This is a genomic window from uncultured Caldilinea sp. (assembly GCF_937128415.1).
Taxonomy (GTDB): domain Bacteria; phylum Chloroflexota; class Anaerolineae; order Caldilineales; family Caldilineaceae; genus Caldilinea.
The window spans coordinates 34034-49114 of sequence record NZ_CAKZMJ010000023.1 but is presented as its reverse complement, the minus strand read 5'-3'; the positions used below and the strand labels follow the sequence as shown (position 1 = coordinate 49114).

The 15081-nt window shown below is 62.9% G+C and carries 12 protein-coding genes; 7 read left to right on the top strand and 5 right to left on the bottom strand.

Translation table 11 applies throughout. The features are described 5' to 3' along the window. Positions 1-45: 45 nt before the first annotated feature. The 5 genes from Q0367_RS02790 to Q0367_RS02770 all read right to left on the bottom strand — a co-directional run bounded on the left by Q0367_RS02790 (position 46) and on the right by Q0367_RS02770 (position 7387). Positions 46-1266 carry an ArsA family ATPase gene (locus tag Q0367_RS02790; protein WP_297633283.1) on the bottom strand — a complete coding sequence of 407 codons (1221 nt, stop codon included), beginning with the start codon at positions 1264-1266 and terminating at the stop codon, positions 46-48. A gap of 15 nt (positions 1267-1281) precedes the next feature. Continuing rightward, positions 1282-1974: a hypothetical protein gene (locus tag Q0367_RS02785; RefSeq protein ID WP_297633285.1), complete on the bottom strand. Its 693-nt coding sequence runs from the start codon at positions 1972-1974 to the stop codon at positions 1282-1284. A 265-nt stretch (positions 1975-2239) separates the two neighbouring features. Then, positions 2240-5068 (bottom strand): hypothetical protein, encoded by a 2829-nt coding sequence (locus Q0367_RS02780; RefSeq protein ID WP_297633287.1) that lies wholly within the window; start codon positions 5066-5068, stop codon positions 2240-2242. Between the two features lie 6 nt (positions 5069-5074). Beyond that, entirely contained in the window at positions 5075-6073 is a 999-nt protein-coding gene (locus Q0367_RS02775; RefSeq protein ID WP_297633289.1) for an SH3 domain-containing protein, read from the bottom strand. A 33-nt stretch (positions 6074-6106) separates the two neighbouring features. Then, entirely contained in the window at positions 6107-7387 is a 1281-nt protein-coding gene (locus Q0367_RS02770; RefSeq protein ID WP_298980843.1) for an SH3 domain-containing protein, read from the bottom strand. A 545-nt stretch (positions 7388-7932) separates the two neighbouring features. Between Q0367_RS02770 and rplI the strand changes: the two genes are divergently transcribed. The 7 genes from rplI (at position 7933) to Q0367_RS02735 (ending at position 15002) form a co-directional block, all read left to right on the top strand. Further along, positions 7933-8460 (top strand): 50S ribosomal protein L9, encoded by a 528-nt coding sequence (rplI, locus tag Q0367_RS02765; RefSeq protein ID WP_297633293.1) that lies wholly within the window; start codon positions 7933-7935, stop codon positions 8458-8460. A 429-nt stretch (positions 8461-8889) separates the two neighbouring features. Next, a complete protein-coding gene (locus Q0367_RS02760) occupies positions 8890-10491 on the top strand; it encodes a 4-hydroxyphenylacetate 3-hydroxylase N-terminal domain-containing protein (RefSeq protein WP_297633314.1) in 1602 nt (533 codons plus the stop codon). A 50-nt stretch (positions 10492-10541) separates the two neighbouring features. Then, positions 10542-11516 carry a catechol 2,3-dioxygenase gene (locus Q0367_RS02755; protein ID WP_297633316.1) on the top strand — a complete coding sequence of 325 codons (975 nt, stop codon included), beginning with the start codon at positions 10542-10544 and terminating at the stop codon, positions 11514-11516. Positions 11517-11769: 253 nt separating this feature from the next. Further along, positions 11770-12588 carry an IclR family transcriptional regulator gene (locus Q0367_RS02750; protein ID WP_297633318.1) on the top strand — a complete coding sequence of 273 codons (819 nt, stop codon included), beginning with the start codon at positions 11770-11772 and terminating at the stop codon, positions 12586-12588. Further along, positions 12528-13445: an acetaldehyde dehydrogenase (acetylating) gene (locus tag Q0367_RS02745; protein ID WP_297633320.1), complete on the top strand. Its 918-nt coding sequence runs from the start codon at positions 12528-12530 to the stop codon at positions 13443-13445. Before Q0367_RS02750 ends, Q0367_RS02745 begins: the two co-directional genes overlap by 61 nt. Beyond that, positions 13442-14479: a 4-hydroxy-2-oxovalerate aldolase gene (gene dmpG, locus Q0367_RS02740; protein WP_297633322.1), complete on the top strand. Its 1038-nt coding sequence runs from the start codon at positions 13442-13444 to the stop codon at positions 14477-14479. Before Q0367_RS02745 ends, dmpG begins: the two co-directional genes overlap by 4 nt. Before the next feature lie 22 nt (positions 14480-14501). Further along, complete coding sequence (locus tag Q0367_RS02735) at positions 14502-15002, top strand: flavin reductase family protein (RefSeq protein WP_297633324.1); 501 nt, start codon at positions 14502-14504, stop codon at positions 15000-15002. Positions 15003-15081 lie beyond the last annotated feature (79 nt).

Here is a 15081-nt window from a genome sequence, read left to right as displayed (position 1 = left end):
TCCTCTTTTGTAGGGTTGAATGCTAGAAATTGCAGCTTGAACGACTTAAACTTTTTCTCCCTTGCCATCCCCTTTGGATGGAGGGAAGCGAATTTTCAGCACGCCGTTGGCGAAGACGGCGCTGCTGGCCTCGCGCTGCGCCAGGACGGACGGCAGCAACATTTCTCGTTTGAAGTTGCCGATGTTGATAAACAGTTCGTCTCCGCGCTTGGTCAAGCGCACTTTCTCCAGCTCCAGCTGAGGCAGCGGAAGACGCAACACCAGGTCTTCGCCCTCTTCCTCGATCGACTGCGCCTGGCCGCGGAAAAAGAGCTGGCTGGGATCGCGGCCTTCAAAGAGATCGTCGGCGAGTTGGCGCAGTCGTTCCAGACCCACCATTTCCTCGTCATACCAGCGCGAGCGCAGGATCGGCAGCGGGTAGAAGTCGCGCTCGATCTCCCCCAAATAACGCGCCTGGATTTCCTGCAGGTGATGCAGATAGGGATCGGCGCTTGGCTCCGCCACCCACGCCTTGCCGAAGCCGTCGCTCTGCACGCCGGGCAGGATGCGGTTGACGATCGCTGCATCCACCGGATAGCCGAAGAGAGAGAGGTAGGTGACGGCGCGAGCGCCCTCTTTGATCACCATCTTTTCGGGATTTAACACGATGCGATAGCTGGTGATGTCCGGATTGGTGAGCACTTTCTGCAGTTCTCTGACCCCCTCCACCAGCGAGTTCAGCCCCGACACCAGGTCTTTCTCCGGCGCAAGGCGGTTGAGCAAGCCGGCGGCGATGCGGATCGGCGCATCGCCCCAGCTGCGCAGCCGCGCCACATACCACTGGAAGCTTTCGGGCATGGTCAACAGCCGCATCGTCTCGCCGGTCGGCGCCGCGTCGACGATGACGCAGTCAAAGCGGCCTTCGTTGGCCTGTTTGTTGATATGCAACAGGCTGACCACCTCTTCCATGCCGGGGATGATGGCCATCTCCTCTGCCACCGCCTTGCTCATGCCCTGACGGCGCAAGATGTTGCCCACGTAGCCCTGCATCTCGCCCCAGTGCTCGCGCACCTCCTCGACGACGTTGATCTCCTGCGCATAGAGGTTCGGCGCAACTTCGACCGGTTGTGCGCGCAGCGGAACATCCAGGCTGTCGGCCAGGCTGTGGGCGATGTCGGTGCTGACCACCAGAGTGCGATAGCCGAGGTCGGCGCAACGAATGGCGGACGCGGCGGCCGTCGTGGTCTTGCCGACGCCCCCCTTGCCCAGGTAGAGAATGATGCGCATAGCGGTTGCACTCCTTCATTCCGGATGAACGCTCGACCGTTCTCGTCGAGTCAGGCTGGCGAGAATGACGGCAATCAACAGAAAGACGGCCGCAAAAGCCAACGTCATCGCTGCGCGGCTCAGCCCGAACCAACCGCGGATGCGCCACCAGTAATACGGCAGCTGCATCCAGTACGTCCAGTGGAACGGCCATCGATGACCCACCTGCAACACATATTTGCCCATGTGGTGATGGGGGCTCCACACCACAATGTAGGCGCGACCGCTCACCAGGGCGCGCGTGTCGATGACCGGGCCGGGATAGTAGCGGGCGCGCGTCAAAACGTCTTTCATGGGCGCCACCAGCTGCGTCGGCGGCGTGGCGACCACTGCGCTATAGCCTGCGGGCAGCGGGATCGGCAGCTTCTGGGCGTCGGCGCTGTAGGGCAAACTCTGGGCGACGATGGCAAACGCAGGCGTCACTGCGCCTCCGATCGGCAACATCGGCACCAGCAGTTGAACGCGCAGGCGCTCGCCGGCGCGACAATCGGCGGAATAGACGTGCACCTGACCGGGCTGTCCGAGTCGGTTGAAGATCAGGCGTTTGGAATGAAGATCGGGCAGGCGCAGGCTGCTTTGCAAAGAGCCGCCGGGCAGCGGCGGAAACAGGGGCGTGCATCCGGCAAAATCGATGGCTGTTCGAGTGGGTTGGGCTGCTTTTGTCGCCATAATCCGCTAGTTTGCGTGCATTCTGGCAAAACGACTCCAAAATCGAGCGTATATCAAAAAATGCGTATCCGGTCACCTTTGAGTCTATCATCCTCGCCGAAGCAACGCCAATTCGTTGCATTCCTCCGGTGCAGTTCCGATGAAGTTGTGCAAACAGGAGAACGAGCGGCTGCGCAGGCGCAAAAAGGCAAGACGCCCCTGCACATTTCCTGGCAATGCGTGTCTCGGCCACCTGCTGAGATTTTCATCGTCAGACGCAGAGCAACTACGGCAACGTCACGCTGTCTCCGATCGTCTCTCCGTCGATGGTTACGGGCAGCCGCACCAGCGTCGAGGGATTGTAAAGGCCCACTTTGAGCACGGCGTTCTTCGGCGCCTGAAGGGTGTGCTGGGTGACCAGAAATTCACCGGGCTGCCAGCTTCCTGTGGGAGCCAGACCGTCTTCGTTGACAGGCGGCCCGTCTTGCTGCGCGAGGATGGCGCCGTCGGGCGCTTCAACATGCACGAAGATATGATGCGGCGGCAGCAACGGCTGAATCACCTGCCAGTAGAGGCGCAGCAGAATGCGACCGTCGTCCAGCGGCTCGAGCGTGTAGCCATAGAGCAAGGCGTGAGAGCCGAGCTGGGCGGGCGAGGGAAGACGAACTGCAGGCGATGGTTCTGTAAACACCGCACGGCGCTGTTGAAGCCGGATGGCTCCCAGCGCGACCGGCGGCGTCTTGGCCTCTTGCTCTTTCAACTGAAAGCCCGCCGCCAGCCGGTAATCGCCGCTGCTCAATGCGCCGGGCGTAAAGAAGCGCACCGGAACCTGCAAAAGTTCGCCATCGACCAGCGCAGGGGGGGCCGCGCCCGGCAGAGGCCATCCTTCGTAGCCGGCGACGCCGTTTCCCCGACGGTCGAGCAGGCTGACGTACAGCAGACGATCCGAGGGCGCGTCTTCCTGCGCTTGCAGGAAGAGCGTAATAGCCAGCTCGGTTCCGGCCAGCAGCGGCGTCGCAGGATCGGGGGCGGTGAAGCCTAGAAAGGCGACGCCATCCTGAACGACCGGCTGCTCCAACGGCGTGCGCATCGGCAGCCGTGCGGGCGATTGCGTTTCTTCAGGAGGAAGAACCGTGACGCCGCCGATCGCCGCATTCACGGCGTCGCTGCCGCGGATGGTCAGGGCGGCGGCGCTTTCGCCGCGCGCATCCTGCCGGGCGACGCTGACGCCAATCGTGTACGCGCCGGGCGGCAATCCCACCGGAACGATTACGCCCACGGTATGGCGCTGTTGAAATCCCGGCTGAACGGAAGACCAATCCGCCGCATATTCACGGCTGCTCCACACATGACCTGCATCATCCAGGATGCGCAGGCTGATGTTCAGATCGGCCGGTTCGACGACCTGCCAGTCAAGCGTCACGGCGATCGGCTGATTGGCGGCCTCCACGCCGTCGCCTTCCACACCGGCCTCAACCAGCTTCACGGCACCGAAATCGATCACCTTCTCTCCCCTGCTCAGCGGCGCCGGCAGCTTCGCCCAGGCGGTCAGCCGCGTGGCGCCGTACCAGCGATTTTCCAGGTTGAACGCCTGCTTTGCCAGATACGCCTCGATCTCATGCGGGAGCGTGGCGCCGAAGGCCAGTGGTTCAGGGAACCAGAGGACTCCCTTCTGCAGCGCAGCGTCGATCCTCGCCTGCACTTCCGCCGACCATCCGACAACGCGATCGGAAAGCAACAACGGCGCAGGGCCGGTCACGCGCGGATCGCGCTGCGGTGCGTAGGCGCGCCAGTAGCCCACCTGCCATGGGAAGATGGCGAGCATGGCGTCCTGGTTGCGCCCCTGTTGGATGATCTGTCGCACGATCGGACGATAATCTTCGTTCGCGTAGCGAGGGGTGACATAAAAAGCGACGACGCCTCCCGCTCCGGCGATCACCCACAGGAGCAGCGCCATTTTTCCCAAGGATGCGACGCTCCAGAAGCGATCGACGCCCGCCGCCAACAGCAGCAGCGCATAGGGCAGCGCAAACAGGAGCAACCGCTCGCCGCCTTCTGGAAAGAACGGAAAGCGCAGGTTCACCAGCCAACCGCCGACCAGCGCCGTGACGACGAGAAGGCTGAGCAGGCCGGCGGCGCTGCGCTCCGGCGCGTGGTCGGGCGTGAAGGCGCTGCCGGAATTGCGAGACGGCGCCTGGTTGCGGCGCCATAGAAGGAGCGCTATCAGGAGCAAAAACAGCGTCGCCCCGGCGAAGAGAAGCGGCCACGGGACGCCCCCCACCGGCCAGGCGATGTGTCCACCGCTGAAGGCGGCCAGATGGCGGGCGGCGTACTGGAGCGGATCGAGTGGGCTGTCTCGGTCGGAGGCCACCTTGTGACCGACGTAGGCGGTGAGTTTGGGCAAGGTGTAGAAAAGCCAGGGCGCAAACAGCGCCGCGATCAGCGCCTGCACGCCGACGACCGGCCAGATGCGATGGCGCCTGCGCCGATGCGCAATCAGCGTCCATGCCAGGTGACCCAGCGGGACGAAAACGAAATAATAGAGCGTATACAGCCCTGCTGCGGTGACGAGCGCATAGCCGACCGGCGGCCAGCATCCCGTGCGCTCCCTGCTCGGCGGCTGCATCCATTCCCAGAAAAACGCTGTGCTGGCAATGCTGAGCGCCATGCCCAACCCGTACATGCGCACCTCCTGACTGTAGAAGAGGTGCATCGGGTTGAGGACGAGCAGGCCGACCGCCAGCAGCCAGATGCGCGGCCGACCTGGAAAGAGCCGCCAGGCCATCCACGCCAGCAAAGGAATGGCAAGCGCACCCAATGCTACAGACAACAGGCGCAGGATCGGCGGCGCTGCGCTTCCCCAAAGCGCGATCCATCCGTGCAAGAGCGCATAGTAGAGGGGCGGATGAATGTCGTGCGCCGTGAGGTCAAGCATGCGCGCCAGCGGCTCGGTGGCGAAATAAACGCTGTAGCCTTCATCCCACCAGAGCGGCTGCCAGGAAAGCCGCAGCGCCCGCAGCAGGACGGCGACGCCGGTGAGCGCCAAAATCAACCATACGAGGCGCTTCCCTTGCCTTGAGCGCGCAGAAAGCGGCGATGGGAGGCCTGTGCTCATGGCAGATCACTGCTTTTCGTAGCGAACGTACAGCTCTCGGTTCGCATCGTTCGGCCCCAGTGTAAAGGTGGCGGCCGGTCCAACCGCTGCGCCGCCGCCGTCGATCAGCTGAACCACCCAAGTCCCCGCCGGATTGGCTTCCGGGAACTCGACTTTCATGTTCTGGAAGCGCTGGCGCGGGCTGGTGATCGGCCAGGTGAGGCCGGCGGCGTCACCGGAGAGCGCGCTGACCGGCAGATCGACGCCGTCTTTACTCACGCGCAGGCTATAGCCCGGCAGCGCGCGGTCGCCTTCGTAGACATACAAGAAGATGCGCACGAGTGGGTTGCTTTCGGGGAATTGCTCCTGTGCAACCAGGGCGAAGGGAAAGGCCGGAGCCGTCGGCTCTGCAGGCGGCGCTTCGTTGGGCGACTCTGGAGGAGGGACCGTCGGCGCACTTTGCGGCGGAGGTTGCGGAGCAGGGGGCGGCGTCGGCGTTGGGTTGATCACCACCGGCCCGCCTGTGTTGTCATCGGCGTCGACCACGGGCACGGCGTCCACCGGGCCGTCGACGTCGACAAAGGATTGATAGACCCAGGCGGGCTGCTCCTCGACGCAACAGATCTGCCACCACTCGTCGTCGGCGCTGCGGCCGGTGATCGTAAACTGGTCTCCGCGCATCCCCAGCCGAATCGGCGGATATTGCAGCCCAGGTCCGCGGCGAATGTTGACCAGATCGTCGTTGAGGACGCCCAGCACGGTCTGCGCTTCTGCGTCGAGAGCGGGCGCTTGCGCAGGTTGACCGGAGGCGCTTTCGCTCGGCATCGGGGCTTGAGATTCGCCAACTGCTGCGGGCGCAGGAGGCGTCGGCGACGGAGGCTGCACAGGCGTCGGCGTGAAGGTGGGATGCGGTGAGCGCAGCGGCGCAATCGGCTCTTCCTCTGCCTCGCCTCCGCCAAAACAGCCGGCCACAAGCAGGCTTGTGACGCCAACCAAAATAAACAGTGCAATCTTTCGTTTCATCATTCTGAACACCTTAGAGGGCCGGTGCGCTGTGCGTTATCGCACGCGCACGAACCCGATATAGATCTCTCGATTCGGATTGTTGCAATCCGTTGAAAACTCTACAACGTCGGAAAGCTGATTGCCGGCGCCGTCGCGCACCCAGACTTGCCACGGCCCTTGACCAAGCAGCTCGCACGGCCGTGGGGTGGCGATTTCGCCGGGGGCCGGCGTCGGCTGCAGCGGCGGCATATATTCATACTTATAGTTGTATTTGACGCGATTGCCTGCGCCCGGCGGTGCGCTGAACTCCACGACGTTGGAGCTAGGACGCTCGCCTCGCGTGTTGAGGCGCTCCACGCCGCGAAAGCGCACGTCCAGGAAATAGCCTTCGGCGGGCTCCTCTGGGCGATTCGGATCGTTCAGCGTCCCCACGAAGAAGTACGCCCAAATGGTCAGGAACTGATTTTCAGTCGGGAAGAACTGGGGCCCGATGGCGCGCTCGAACGGGTAGGGCGTTGCGGTCGGCGTCGGCGTCACCGTCGGCGTTTCGGTGGGCGTAAAGGTGGGCGTGAAGGTGGGCGGCGGCTGCGCCACCACCAGCGCCACCTGTTGCGTCTCGTTCACGACGCGCACGTGCGTGGCCGCCACCCACACCGAGACGCCGTTGACGCAGCAGACCTCATACCATGTCCCTTCGGTGTTGCGGCCGATGATGGCGATCGGGATGCCGGGGCCGAGCTGGGCCACCAGAGGATATTGAACGCCTGGCCCGGTGCGCAGGGCGACGAAGCCGCTTTCGACGATGATGAACGGCGTCGGCGTTGGGCCGGGCGTGGGAGTCTCCGTCGGCGTCGGCAAAAAGATGGGAGCAGCCCCGGGCTGCGCCAGCGCAGTCAACTGCGCTTCGAGAAAGACGGCGGTCGCCGTCTGTTCCAGCGGTGAAAGCGTCGCCGTCGGCGTCGGCGTTTCCGTCGGGGGTGGCGTCGGTGTGTCGGTGGGCGGAATCGCAATGACGATGCGGTCGGCGTCGAGCGTCGGTTGGATCACAATCACGCCGGGCGTGCCGTCGCGCGGGGGCGTGACGACGACCAGCGGCAGCAGCGCCTCGGGCGTCGGCGTAAAGGTCGGCGCCAGGGTGCGCGTGGGCACGGGCGTCGGCGTCGGCGGCGCCAGCAGGTCTACGAAGGCGCAGCCCAACGTCGACCCGAACAACAGGAGGATGGCCGCCAGCCCCGCCAGCCTCTTGCGCCGGTGGAGCGATTTTTGCTTTTCGATTGAAACAGGATGAGAGAAACAGGTTGCAGGAGCGGCGGTGTCGACGGATTCTGACAACACAAAAAGCCTCGCTGCGCAGCGTCGCAGATGATTTTGTTTCAAAAAGCGTTGAAGCCGGTTGTCGCCCATAATACGCGGTGCAGTATAGCATGGAATCGACGCCAGGAATGAATCGTAAACGGCGCATCAAAATTTCACCCCAAAGAGCGTCCTTTGTTAAGATAGAAGTCTGTCTGCGTTTCGGCGCCTGACATTTTAAAGTCAAAGTCATAGCAGTCTATGGACTTTTAACAACAGAATCTGGCTATCATCGTAGGTGCGGCTCCCAGCCGCACGCCCTTGGCGCACGTGCTGGGGTGAGAAGCTATCCCAGTTTGCGTCGTATCGTAGGTGCGGCTCCCAGCCGCACGCCCTTGGCGCACGTGCTGGGGTGGGAAGCTATCCCAGTTTGCGCCGTATCGTAGGTGCGGCTCCCGGCCGCACGCCCTCGGTGCGCCGCAAGGTTTTGTGCAGCGCCTACAGATTGCCAGATTGATTTGTGAAATTCCATCGGGCTGCGAACCACGTATCTGTATGATGCGCTTGTTGAAAAAGGAGAGAATTGTATGGCGCGTGTAAAAGTGTTGCTGGTTAAGGACGTTCCCGAGTTGGGAAACGCCGGAGAAGTGTACAGCGTGGCGGGCGGCTACGCCCGCAACTATCTGATGCCGCGTGGGCTGGCCGTGCTTGCCACGCGGGGTGCGCTCAAACAGGCGGAGGAGATCAAAGCGGCGGCGCTGCGACGGCGTGCGCGTGAGCGCGCCAATGCCGAGGCGCAGGCGCAGATGATCATGGGCAAACGGTTGCTCTTCACCGCCAATGCTGGCGAGAACGACCGTCTCTACGGCTCCATCACCACGGCGGACATCGCCGAAAAATTGTCGCAGGAGCTGGGCTTTGAGGTGGATCGCCGGCGCATCGAGCTGGATCACGGCATCCGCGAGCTGGGCATTCACACCGTCTCCATTCGCCTGATGCCGGACGTGACGGCCACCTTCCAGGTCGGCGTCGTACGCGAGGGCGAAGACTGGGCCGCCGCCGAGGCTCGCCAGGCGGCCAAGGCGCAGGCGGCTGCGGCCAAAGAAGCGGCGTGAGCCACGAGCAGAATCTTTGCGTTTCTTAATCACACATAAAAGGTGCAGGCGGAGCGAGGTTTTTCGGCGTTCCGCCTGCACGCATCATCTTTGATCTTCCTTCTGCCGCCCCTGCTCACTCCTTTCGTCAGGCTCCCTGGAATCTGACGAATCGAAGCAAACCGGATACAGTCAGAGGTTCGGCTTCCAGCCGGACGGACCGTGAGATCGTTGCGTCACGCCAAAGACGACGCCCGGATGTGGGCGCCCGAGGTCTTTGTCAATGGAAGTTTTCTCGAAGTTGGCGGAAAAATCGCCCTCTGTTCGGATATTCCGAATTCTTCTATCGACGCCTTCCTCGTTGATTCGATATGATGGCTTCACCGCAACGCAGTTGAGCATTTGACCGCCATCGCTTTCGGAGCCTGTTTTCAACAAGGAGGTCTGAGTATGACTGTGGCAGTACGCGCCCCAGCCCTGGAGACGCCTGTCGCCGCCGCACGGCCTATGAACGGTCGCGAGTATCTGGAGAGCCTGCGCGACGAACGGGTCGTCTATTTTCAGGGCGAACGAGTCAAGGACATCACCACCCACCCCGCCTTTCGCAATTCGGCGCGCATGGTGGCGCGCTGGTACGACCGCCTCCACGAGCTGCACGAGGAAGATGTGGCGCGCGGCGGCCCGGAGCGTTGGAAGTGGACGCAGCCGACCGACACCGGCAGCGGAGGGTGGACGCACCCCTTCTTCGCCGGCTTGCGCACGGTGGAGGAGCTTGTCAGAGCGCGCGACACCATCGCCGAGCTGCAACGCGCCGTGTACGGCTGGATGGGCCGGGCGCCCGACTATAAAGCTGCCTTCACCGGCACGCTCGGCGCCAACGCCGAGTTCTATGCGCCCTACCAGGAAAACGCCCGCCGCTGGTATCGCAAAACGCAGGAAGCGCTCATCTACTGGAACCACGCCATCGTCAATCCGCCGGTGGACCGCAATCGCCCCCCGGACGAAGTCGGCGACGTCTACATGCATGTCGAAAAAGAGACCGACGCCGGTCTGATCGTCTCCGGCGCAAAGGTGGTGGCGACGGGCAGCGCCTTGACGCACGTCAACTTTATCGCCCACTACGGCCCGCTGCCCATCAAAGAGAAGCGTTTCGCGCTGATCTTCGCCGTGCCCATGAATTCACCCGGCGTCAAGCTGATCGCCCGCACCTCCTACGAGTACAACGCGGCGGTGGCGGGCAGCCCCTTCGACTATCCGCTCTCCAGTCGCCTGGATGAAAACGACTCCATCCTGATTTTCGACAACGTGCTCATCCCCTGGGAGAACGTCTTCGTCTACGGCGACGTGGAGAAGACCAACACCTTTTTCCCACTTTCCGGCTTCGGTCATCGCTTCCCGTTGCACGGCGGCACGCGCTTCGCCGTCAAGCTGGACTTCATCACCGGCCTGATGTTGAAGGCGGTGGAGGCGACCGGCGTCGCCGAATTCCGCGGCGTGCAGGCGCGGCTGGGCGAGATCGTCACCTATCGCAATCTCTTCTGGCAACTCACCGAGGCGATGGTGCGCAATCCCATGCCCTGGGTGGATGGCTATCTGCTGCCCAATCTGGAAGCCGCCTTCGCCTATCGCGTGATGGCGCCGGACGCCTACGTCAAGGTCAAGGATTTGATCGAGAAGGACGTGGCGAGCGCGCTCATTTATCTCCCCTCCCACGCCGCCGACCTGAAGAATCCGGAGGTGCGCAGCTATCTGGACAAATTCGTGCGCGGCTCAAACGGCTACAGTGCGCATGACCGCATCAAACTGATGAAGCTGCTCTGGGACGCCATGGGCACAGAGTTCGGCGGTCGCCATGAACTTTACGAACGCAATTACGCCGGCAACCACGAGAACATCCGCATCGAGACGCTCGGCGCGGCGATGGCGATGGGCGTAGCCGATCGGTTGAAGGCCTTCGCCGAGAAGTGCATGGCCGAATATGACCTGGACGGCTGGACTGCGCCCGACCTGGTCAACCCCGACGATGTGAGTATGGTGGTCAACAATCGTTAGTTTTTCAGGCGCTTTGCTCTGTTGTTTTCTAGTTCCAGGAGGAGGCAACCATGTCTGAACCGATCTTTGACACGCATCAACTGGCGCACGTCGAAATTTTGACGCCCAAGCCCGACAAGACGCTCTGGTTCTTCCGCGACTTGCTCGGCATGGAGGTCACCACGCAGGATGGGCAATCGGTCTACCTGCGTGCGTACGAGGACTGGTATCACCACACGCTGAAGATCACCGAAGCAAAGGAGCCAGGGCTGGGGCATGTGGCATGGCGCGCCAGCTCGCCGCAGGCGTTGGAACGGCGCGTGAAAGCGTTGGAAGACTCCGGCTTCGGCAAGGGCTGGATGGACGGCGACCTCGGTCATGGCCCTGCGTACCAGTTCACCACGCCGGATGGCCATCGGATGGAGATTCTGTGGGAGGTGGAGTATTACCGGCCGGCGGAAGACCAGAAGACGCCGCTGCTTAACCGGCCGCAGAAGCGACCGCTGCGCGGCGTGCCGGTGCGCAGGCTCGATCACGTCAACCTGCTCGCTTCGGACGTCACGCCCAACAAGAACTTCATGATGGAGCGCCTGGGCTTCCGCCTGCGCGAGCACATCGTCCTCGACAACGGCATAGAAGCTGGCTGCTGGCTCAGCGTCTCGCCCCTGGTGCATGAAGTCGCGCTGATGCGCGATGGCAAGGGCGCGCGCGGACGTCTCCATCACGTCTGCTACTGGTATGGCTATCCGCAAAATCTCAACGATCTGGCCGACGTCTTCCGCGAACAGGAGATCTTTATCGAAGCGGGGCCCGGCAAGCATGGCATCAGCCAGGCCATGTTCATGTACGTCTACGAGCCGGGCGGCAATCGCGTGGAGCTTTTCGGCGACCCGGGCTATCTGATCTTCGATCCGGCCTGGAAGCCGATCGTCTGGACGGAAGAGACGCTGGCCGCCGGCATCGTCTGGTTCGGCGGCAACCTGCCCGGCGAATTCTTCCTGTACGGGACGCCGCTCGTGGAAGAGAAAGAGATGACGCCTGCATGACAGGGAAGGCGACAGAGGGCGGTGAAAATCGCTGCGCCCTCTGTCGCTTCGGCCCTATCAATGGAAAATCCGGAGAGAAGTCGTCGTGGCGTGCTGCTGGTGAAAATCGGACAACAGGCGTATACTTAAATTTTGCCCCTCGCCATCGTTCAAGACGCATCGCATCCCCCAGGGTGGGATGAACTCCGCCCTGAACCGATTGTCTTGCGCAGCGGGGCCATCGCCGGCGTTCTGATTTGTCAGGAGGTTTTCTATGTTGCGAACGCTCCATAAAGCAGCGCGCGCGTTGACGCTCTTCACGCCGCTCCAGCCGGAGTGGACGGTGGGTGAAATGGCGAAGGCGCTTGAATTGCCCAAATCCAGCGTTTCAGAGCTGCTCAGCAGCCTGGCGGAACATGGGTTGCTGCGCCGCGTCGGCCCAGGCCGCTATCGGCTGGGGTGGCGTCTGCTAGAGTTGGGCCAGACGCTGCTCAAGACCACCGAATTTCGCGACGAGGCGCGCGCGGTGATGCAGGAGATGGTGGCGCGCTGGGGCGAAACGATGCATCTGGCCGTGCTGGAATCGGGCGCCGTCGTCTACCTCGAAAAGTTGCGCGGTCAACAGGGGTTGCAGGTCGAGCTTTCCGGCGTAGGCGTGCGATTGCCGGCCCATTGCTCCGGCGTGGGTAAGGTGCTCCTGGCTCATCGACCGTGGGAGGAAGTGCTGCGCGTGGTGGGAGACGGCGAGCTTCATCCATTCACGCCCAACACGATCACATCGCTCGACGCGCTGGCCGACGAGCTGTCCAGAGTGCGTCGACAGGGGTACGCCTACGATCTGGAGGAAGTCTCCATCGGCCTCTGCTGCGTGGCGGCGCCGATTCGGGACTATGAAGGGCAGGTGGTGGCCGCAGTTAGCTTTTCGACGCCCACGCACCGCTTTCAGATGCACAAGATGCAATACACCCGCGCCATTGTCGAGGGCGCGCAGCGCATCTCGGAGCGTCTGGGCTACTTCGAGAAGGAGCCTGTATGCAAGCCGACAAGGTCAAGGTCGCCATCCTCGGTTCCGGCAATATTGGAACCGACTTAATGTACAAATTGTTGAAACAGCCGGGTTCGATGGAGCTGGTGATGCTGGCCGGCATCGATCCGCATTCTGAGGGGTTGGCGCGCGCCAGAAGTCTGGGCGTCGGCGCCAGCCATGCAGGCATCGACGCCATCCTGGAGGCGCCGGAGATTCGCATCGTCTTCGACGCCACCAGCGCCAAAGCGCACGTGCGTCACGCAAAGGCGCTGCGCGAGACGGGGCGCATCGCCATCGATCTGACGCCGGCCGCGCGCGGCCCCTACGTCGTGCCGCCGGTGAATCTGGGCGAACATCTTGATGCGCCCAACGTCAACCTGATCACCTGCGGCGGTCAGGCCACCATCCCGCTGGTCTACGCCGTCCGTCGCGTGACGCCGGTTCGCTACGCCGAGATGGTGAGCACGGTCGCCAGTCGGTCGGCGGGGCCGGGCACGCGTCAGAACATCGACGAGTTCACCTTCACCACGGCGCGCGGGCTGGAGGTCATCGGCGGCGCAGCGCAAGGGAAGGCGATCATCATCCTCAACCCGGCCGAGCCGCCCATTTTGATGCGCAACACCGTTTACGTTGCGCCGTCGGGCGCATTCGACGAGGAAGCGGTGATCGATTCTGTGGAGCAAATGGTTGCGGAAGTGCAACAATATGTGCCCGGCTATCGCTTGAAGAATCGCCCCGTGATCGAGCGTCGAGAAACGCCATGGGGGAAGCAGCCGGTGGTCATCATGTTGTTGGAGGTGGAGGGCGCCGGCGACTTCCTGCCGCCCTATGCCGGCAATCTGGACATTATGACGGCTTCGGCGCGGCGCGTCGGCGAGCTGTTTGCACAACGCCTGCTATCCCAGAAGGAGGTCGTGGCATGAAATCCCCCCGCATCACCGACACCACCTTGCGCGATGGCTCTCATCCCATGCGCCATCAATACACGCGTGAGCAAGTGCGCTCGATTGTCCAGGCGCTGGATGCTGCAGGCGTGCCGGTGATCGAAGTGTCGCACGGCGACGGGCTGGGCGGCTCGTCGTTGCAATATGGTTTTTCGCGTGAATCCGAGTTCGACCTGATCGAAACCGCCCGTGAAACCGCCGGCCGCGCCCGCATCGCCGCATTGATGCTGCCGGGCATCGGCACGCGCAAGGAGATGAAAGAAGCGGCGGCGCGCGGGGTGCAGGTGCTGCGCATCGCCACCCAATGTACGGAGGCGGACATCTCCGAGCAACATTTCGGGTTGGCCAAAGAGCTGGGGCTGGAGACGGTCGGTTTTCTGATGATGGCGCACATTCGCCCACCGGAGGCGCTGGTGGAGCAGGCGAAGCGGATGGAGTCCTACGGCGCCGACTGCGTTTACATTGTGGATTCAGCAGGCGCCATGTTGCCGCATGAAGCCGCTGCGCGCGTGGCTGCGCTGAAGGGAGCGCTTTCCATCCAGGTCGGTTTCCATGCGCACAACAACCTCGGCCTGGCCATCGGCAACACGCTGGCCGCGCTGGAGGCCGGCGCCGATCAGGTCGACGGCTGTCTGCGCGGATTGGGCGCCGGCGCAGGCAACGCCGCCACAGAGCTGCTGGCGGCTGTGCTCGACCGCCTGGGCGTCAATCCTGGGCTGGACGTCTTTGCGCTGATGGATGCAGCCGAATACATCGTGGCGCCGATCATGCCCTTCCAGCCCTTCCCGGATCGCGACGCCATCGCCATCGGCTACGCCGGCGTCTATTCGACCTTTCTGCTGCACGCCAAGCGCGCCGGCGAGCGATATGGCGTCGACGCACGCGAGATTTTGGTGGAGCTGGGCCGTCGTCAGGCCGTCGCCGGCCAGGAAGATTGGATCCTGGATGTGGCGCTGGAGCTTGCCAGAAACAACGGACAGCCGGTCGCCGGCGAGCGCTTGTTTGAAAAATGATGGTTTGCAAAGGAGTCCTCGAATGAACATTGAAGTCGCCCCACAGCCGAGCGTGATCGATGCGCGTCTCTTTCGGACGACCATGGGGTGTTTCGCCACAGGCGTCACCGTCGTCACCACAGCCTGGGAAGGACAGGTGCACGGCATGACCGCCAACGCTTTTCTCTCCGTGTCGCTGGAGCCGCCGTTGGTGTTGGTCTCCATCGGCCGCAATGCGCGCATGCACCAGCTTCTCGCCGTCGGTCGCACCTATGGCGTCAGCAAATTGACCGAAGCGCAGGAGCATTACAGCCGCCATTTCAGCGGCAGGCCGGTCGAGGGGCTGCAGCCCACGTTCATCTGGCACGGCGAGACGCCTCTGCTGGCCGATGCACTGGCTCATGTGGTTGCGCGCATCGTCGACGCCCATCCGGCCGGCGATCACACCCTCTTTATCGGCCAGGTGGAGCATCTGCATCACCGCGATGGCCGACCGCTGCTCTTTTATCGGGGGCAATATGGCCGACTGGCGTCCGAGGCGTAGTCGGTGGGCTCCCTCTGGTTTTCCTTGCGTCTTTGGGGCTTTGGATTGACTCTACTTTCAGAACAGGCGAAAGGCAACC

Bases quoted from the DNA above. Each gene is read 5' to 3' on its own strand.
- Q0367_RS02790 (WP_297633283.1), bottom strand. From the start codon at position 1,266: ATGCGCATCATTCTCTACCTGGGCAAGGGGGGCGTCGGCAAGACCACG.
- Q0367_RS02785 (WP_297633285.1), bottom strand. From the start codon at position 1,974: ATGGCGACAAAAGCAGCCCAACCCACTCGAACAGCCATCGATTTTGCC.
- Q0367_RS02780 (WP_297633287.1), bottom strand. From the start codon at position 5,068: ATGAGCACAGGCCTCCCATCGCCGCTTTCTGCGCGCTCAAGGCAAGGG.
- Q0367_RS02775 (WP_297633289.1), bottom strand. From the start codon at position 6,073: ATGATGAAACGAAAGATTGCACTGTTTATTTTGGTTGGCGTCACAAGC.
- rplI (WP_297633293.1), top strand. From the start codon at position 7,933: ATGGCGCGTGTAAAAGTGTTGCTGGTTAAGGACGTTCCCGAGTTGGGA.
- Q0367_RS02760 (WP_297633314.1), top strand. From the start codon at position 8,890: ATGACTGTGGCAGTACGCGCCCCAGCCCTGGAGACGCCTGTCGCCGCC.
- Q0367_RS02755 (WP_297633316.1), top strand. From the start codon at position 10,542: ATGTCTGAACCGATCTTTGACACGCATCAACTGGCGCACGTCGAAATT.
- Q0367_RS02750 (WP_297633318.1), top strand. From the start codon at position 11,770: ATGTTGCGAACGCTCCATAAAGCAGCGCGCGCGTTGACGCTCTTCACG.
- Q0367_RS02745 (WP_297633320.1), top strand. From the start codon at position 12,528: ATGCAAGCCGACAAGGTCAAGGTCGCCATCCTCGGTTCCGGCAATATT.
- dmpG (WP_297633322.1), top strand. From the start codon at position 13,442: ATGAAATCCCCCCGCATCACCGACACCACCTTGCGCGATGGCTCTCAT.
- Q0367_RS02735 (WP_297633324.1), top strand. From the start codon at position 14,502: ATGAACATTGAAGTCGCCCCACAGCCGAGCGTGATCGATGCGCGTCTC.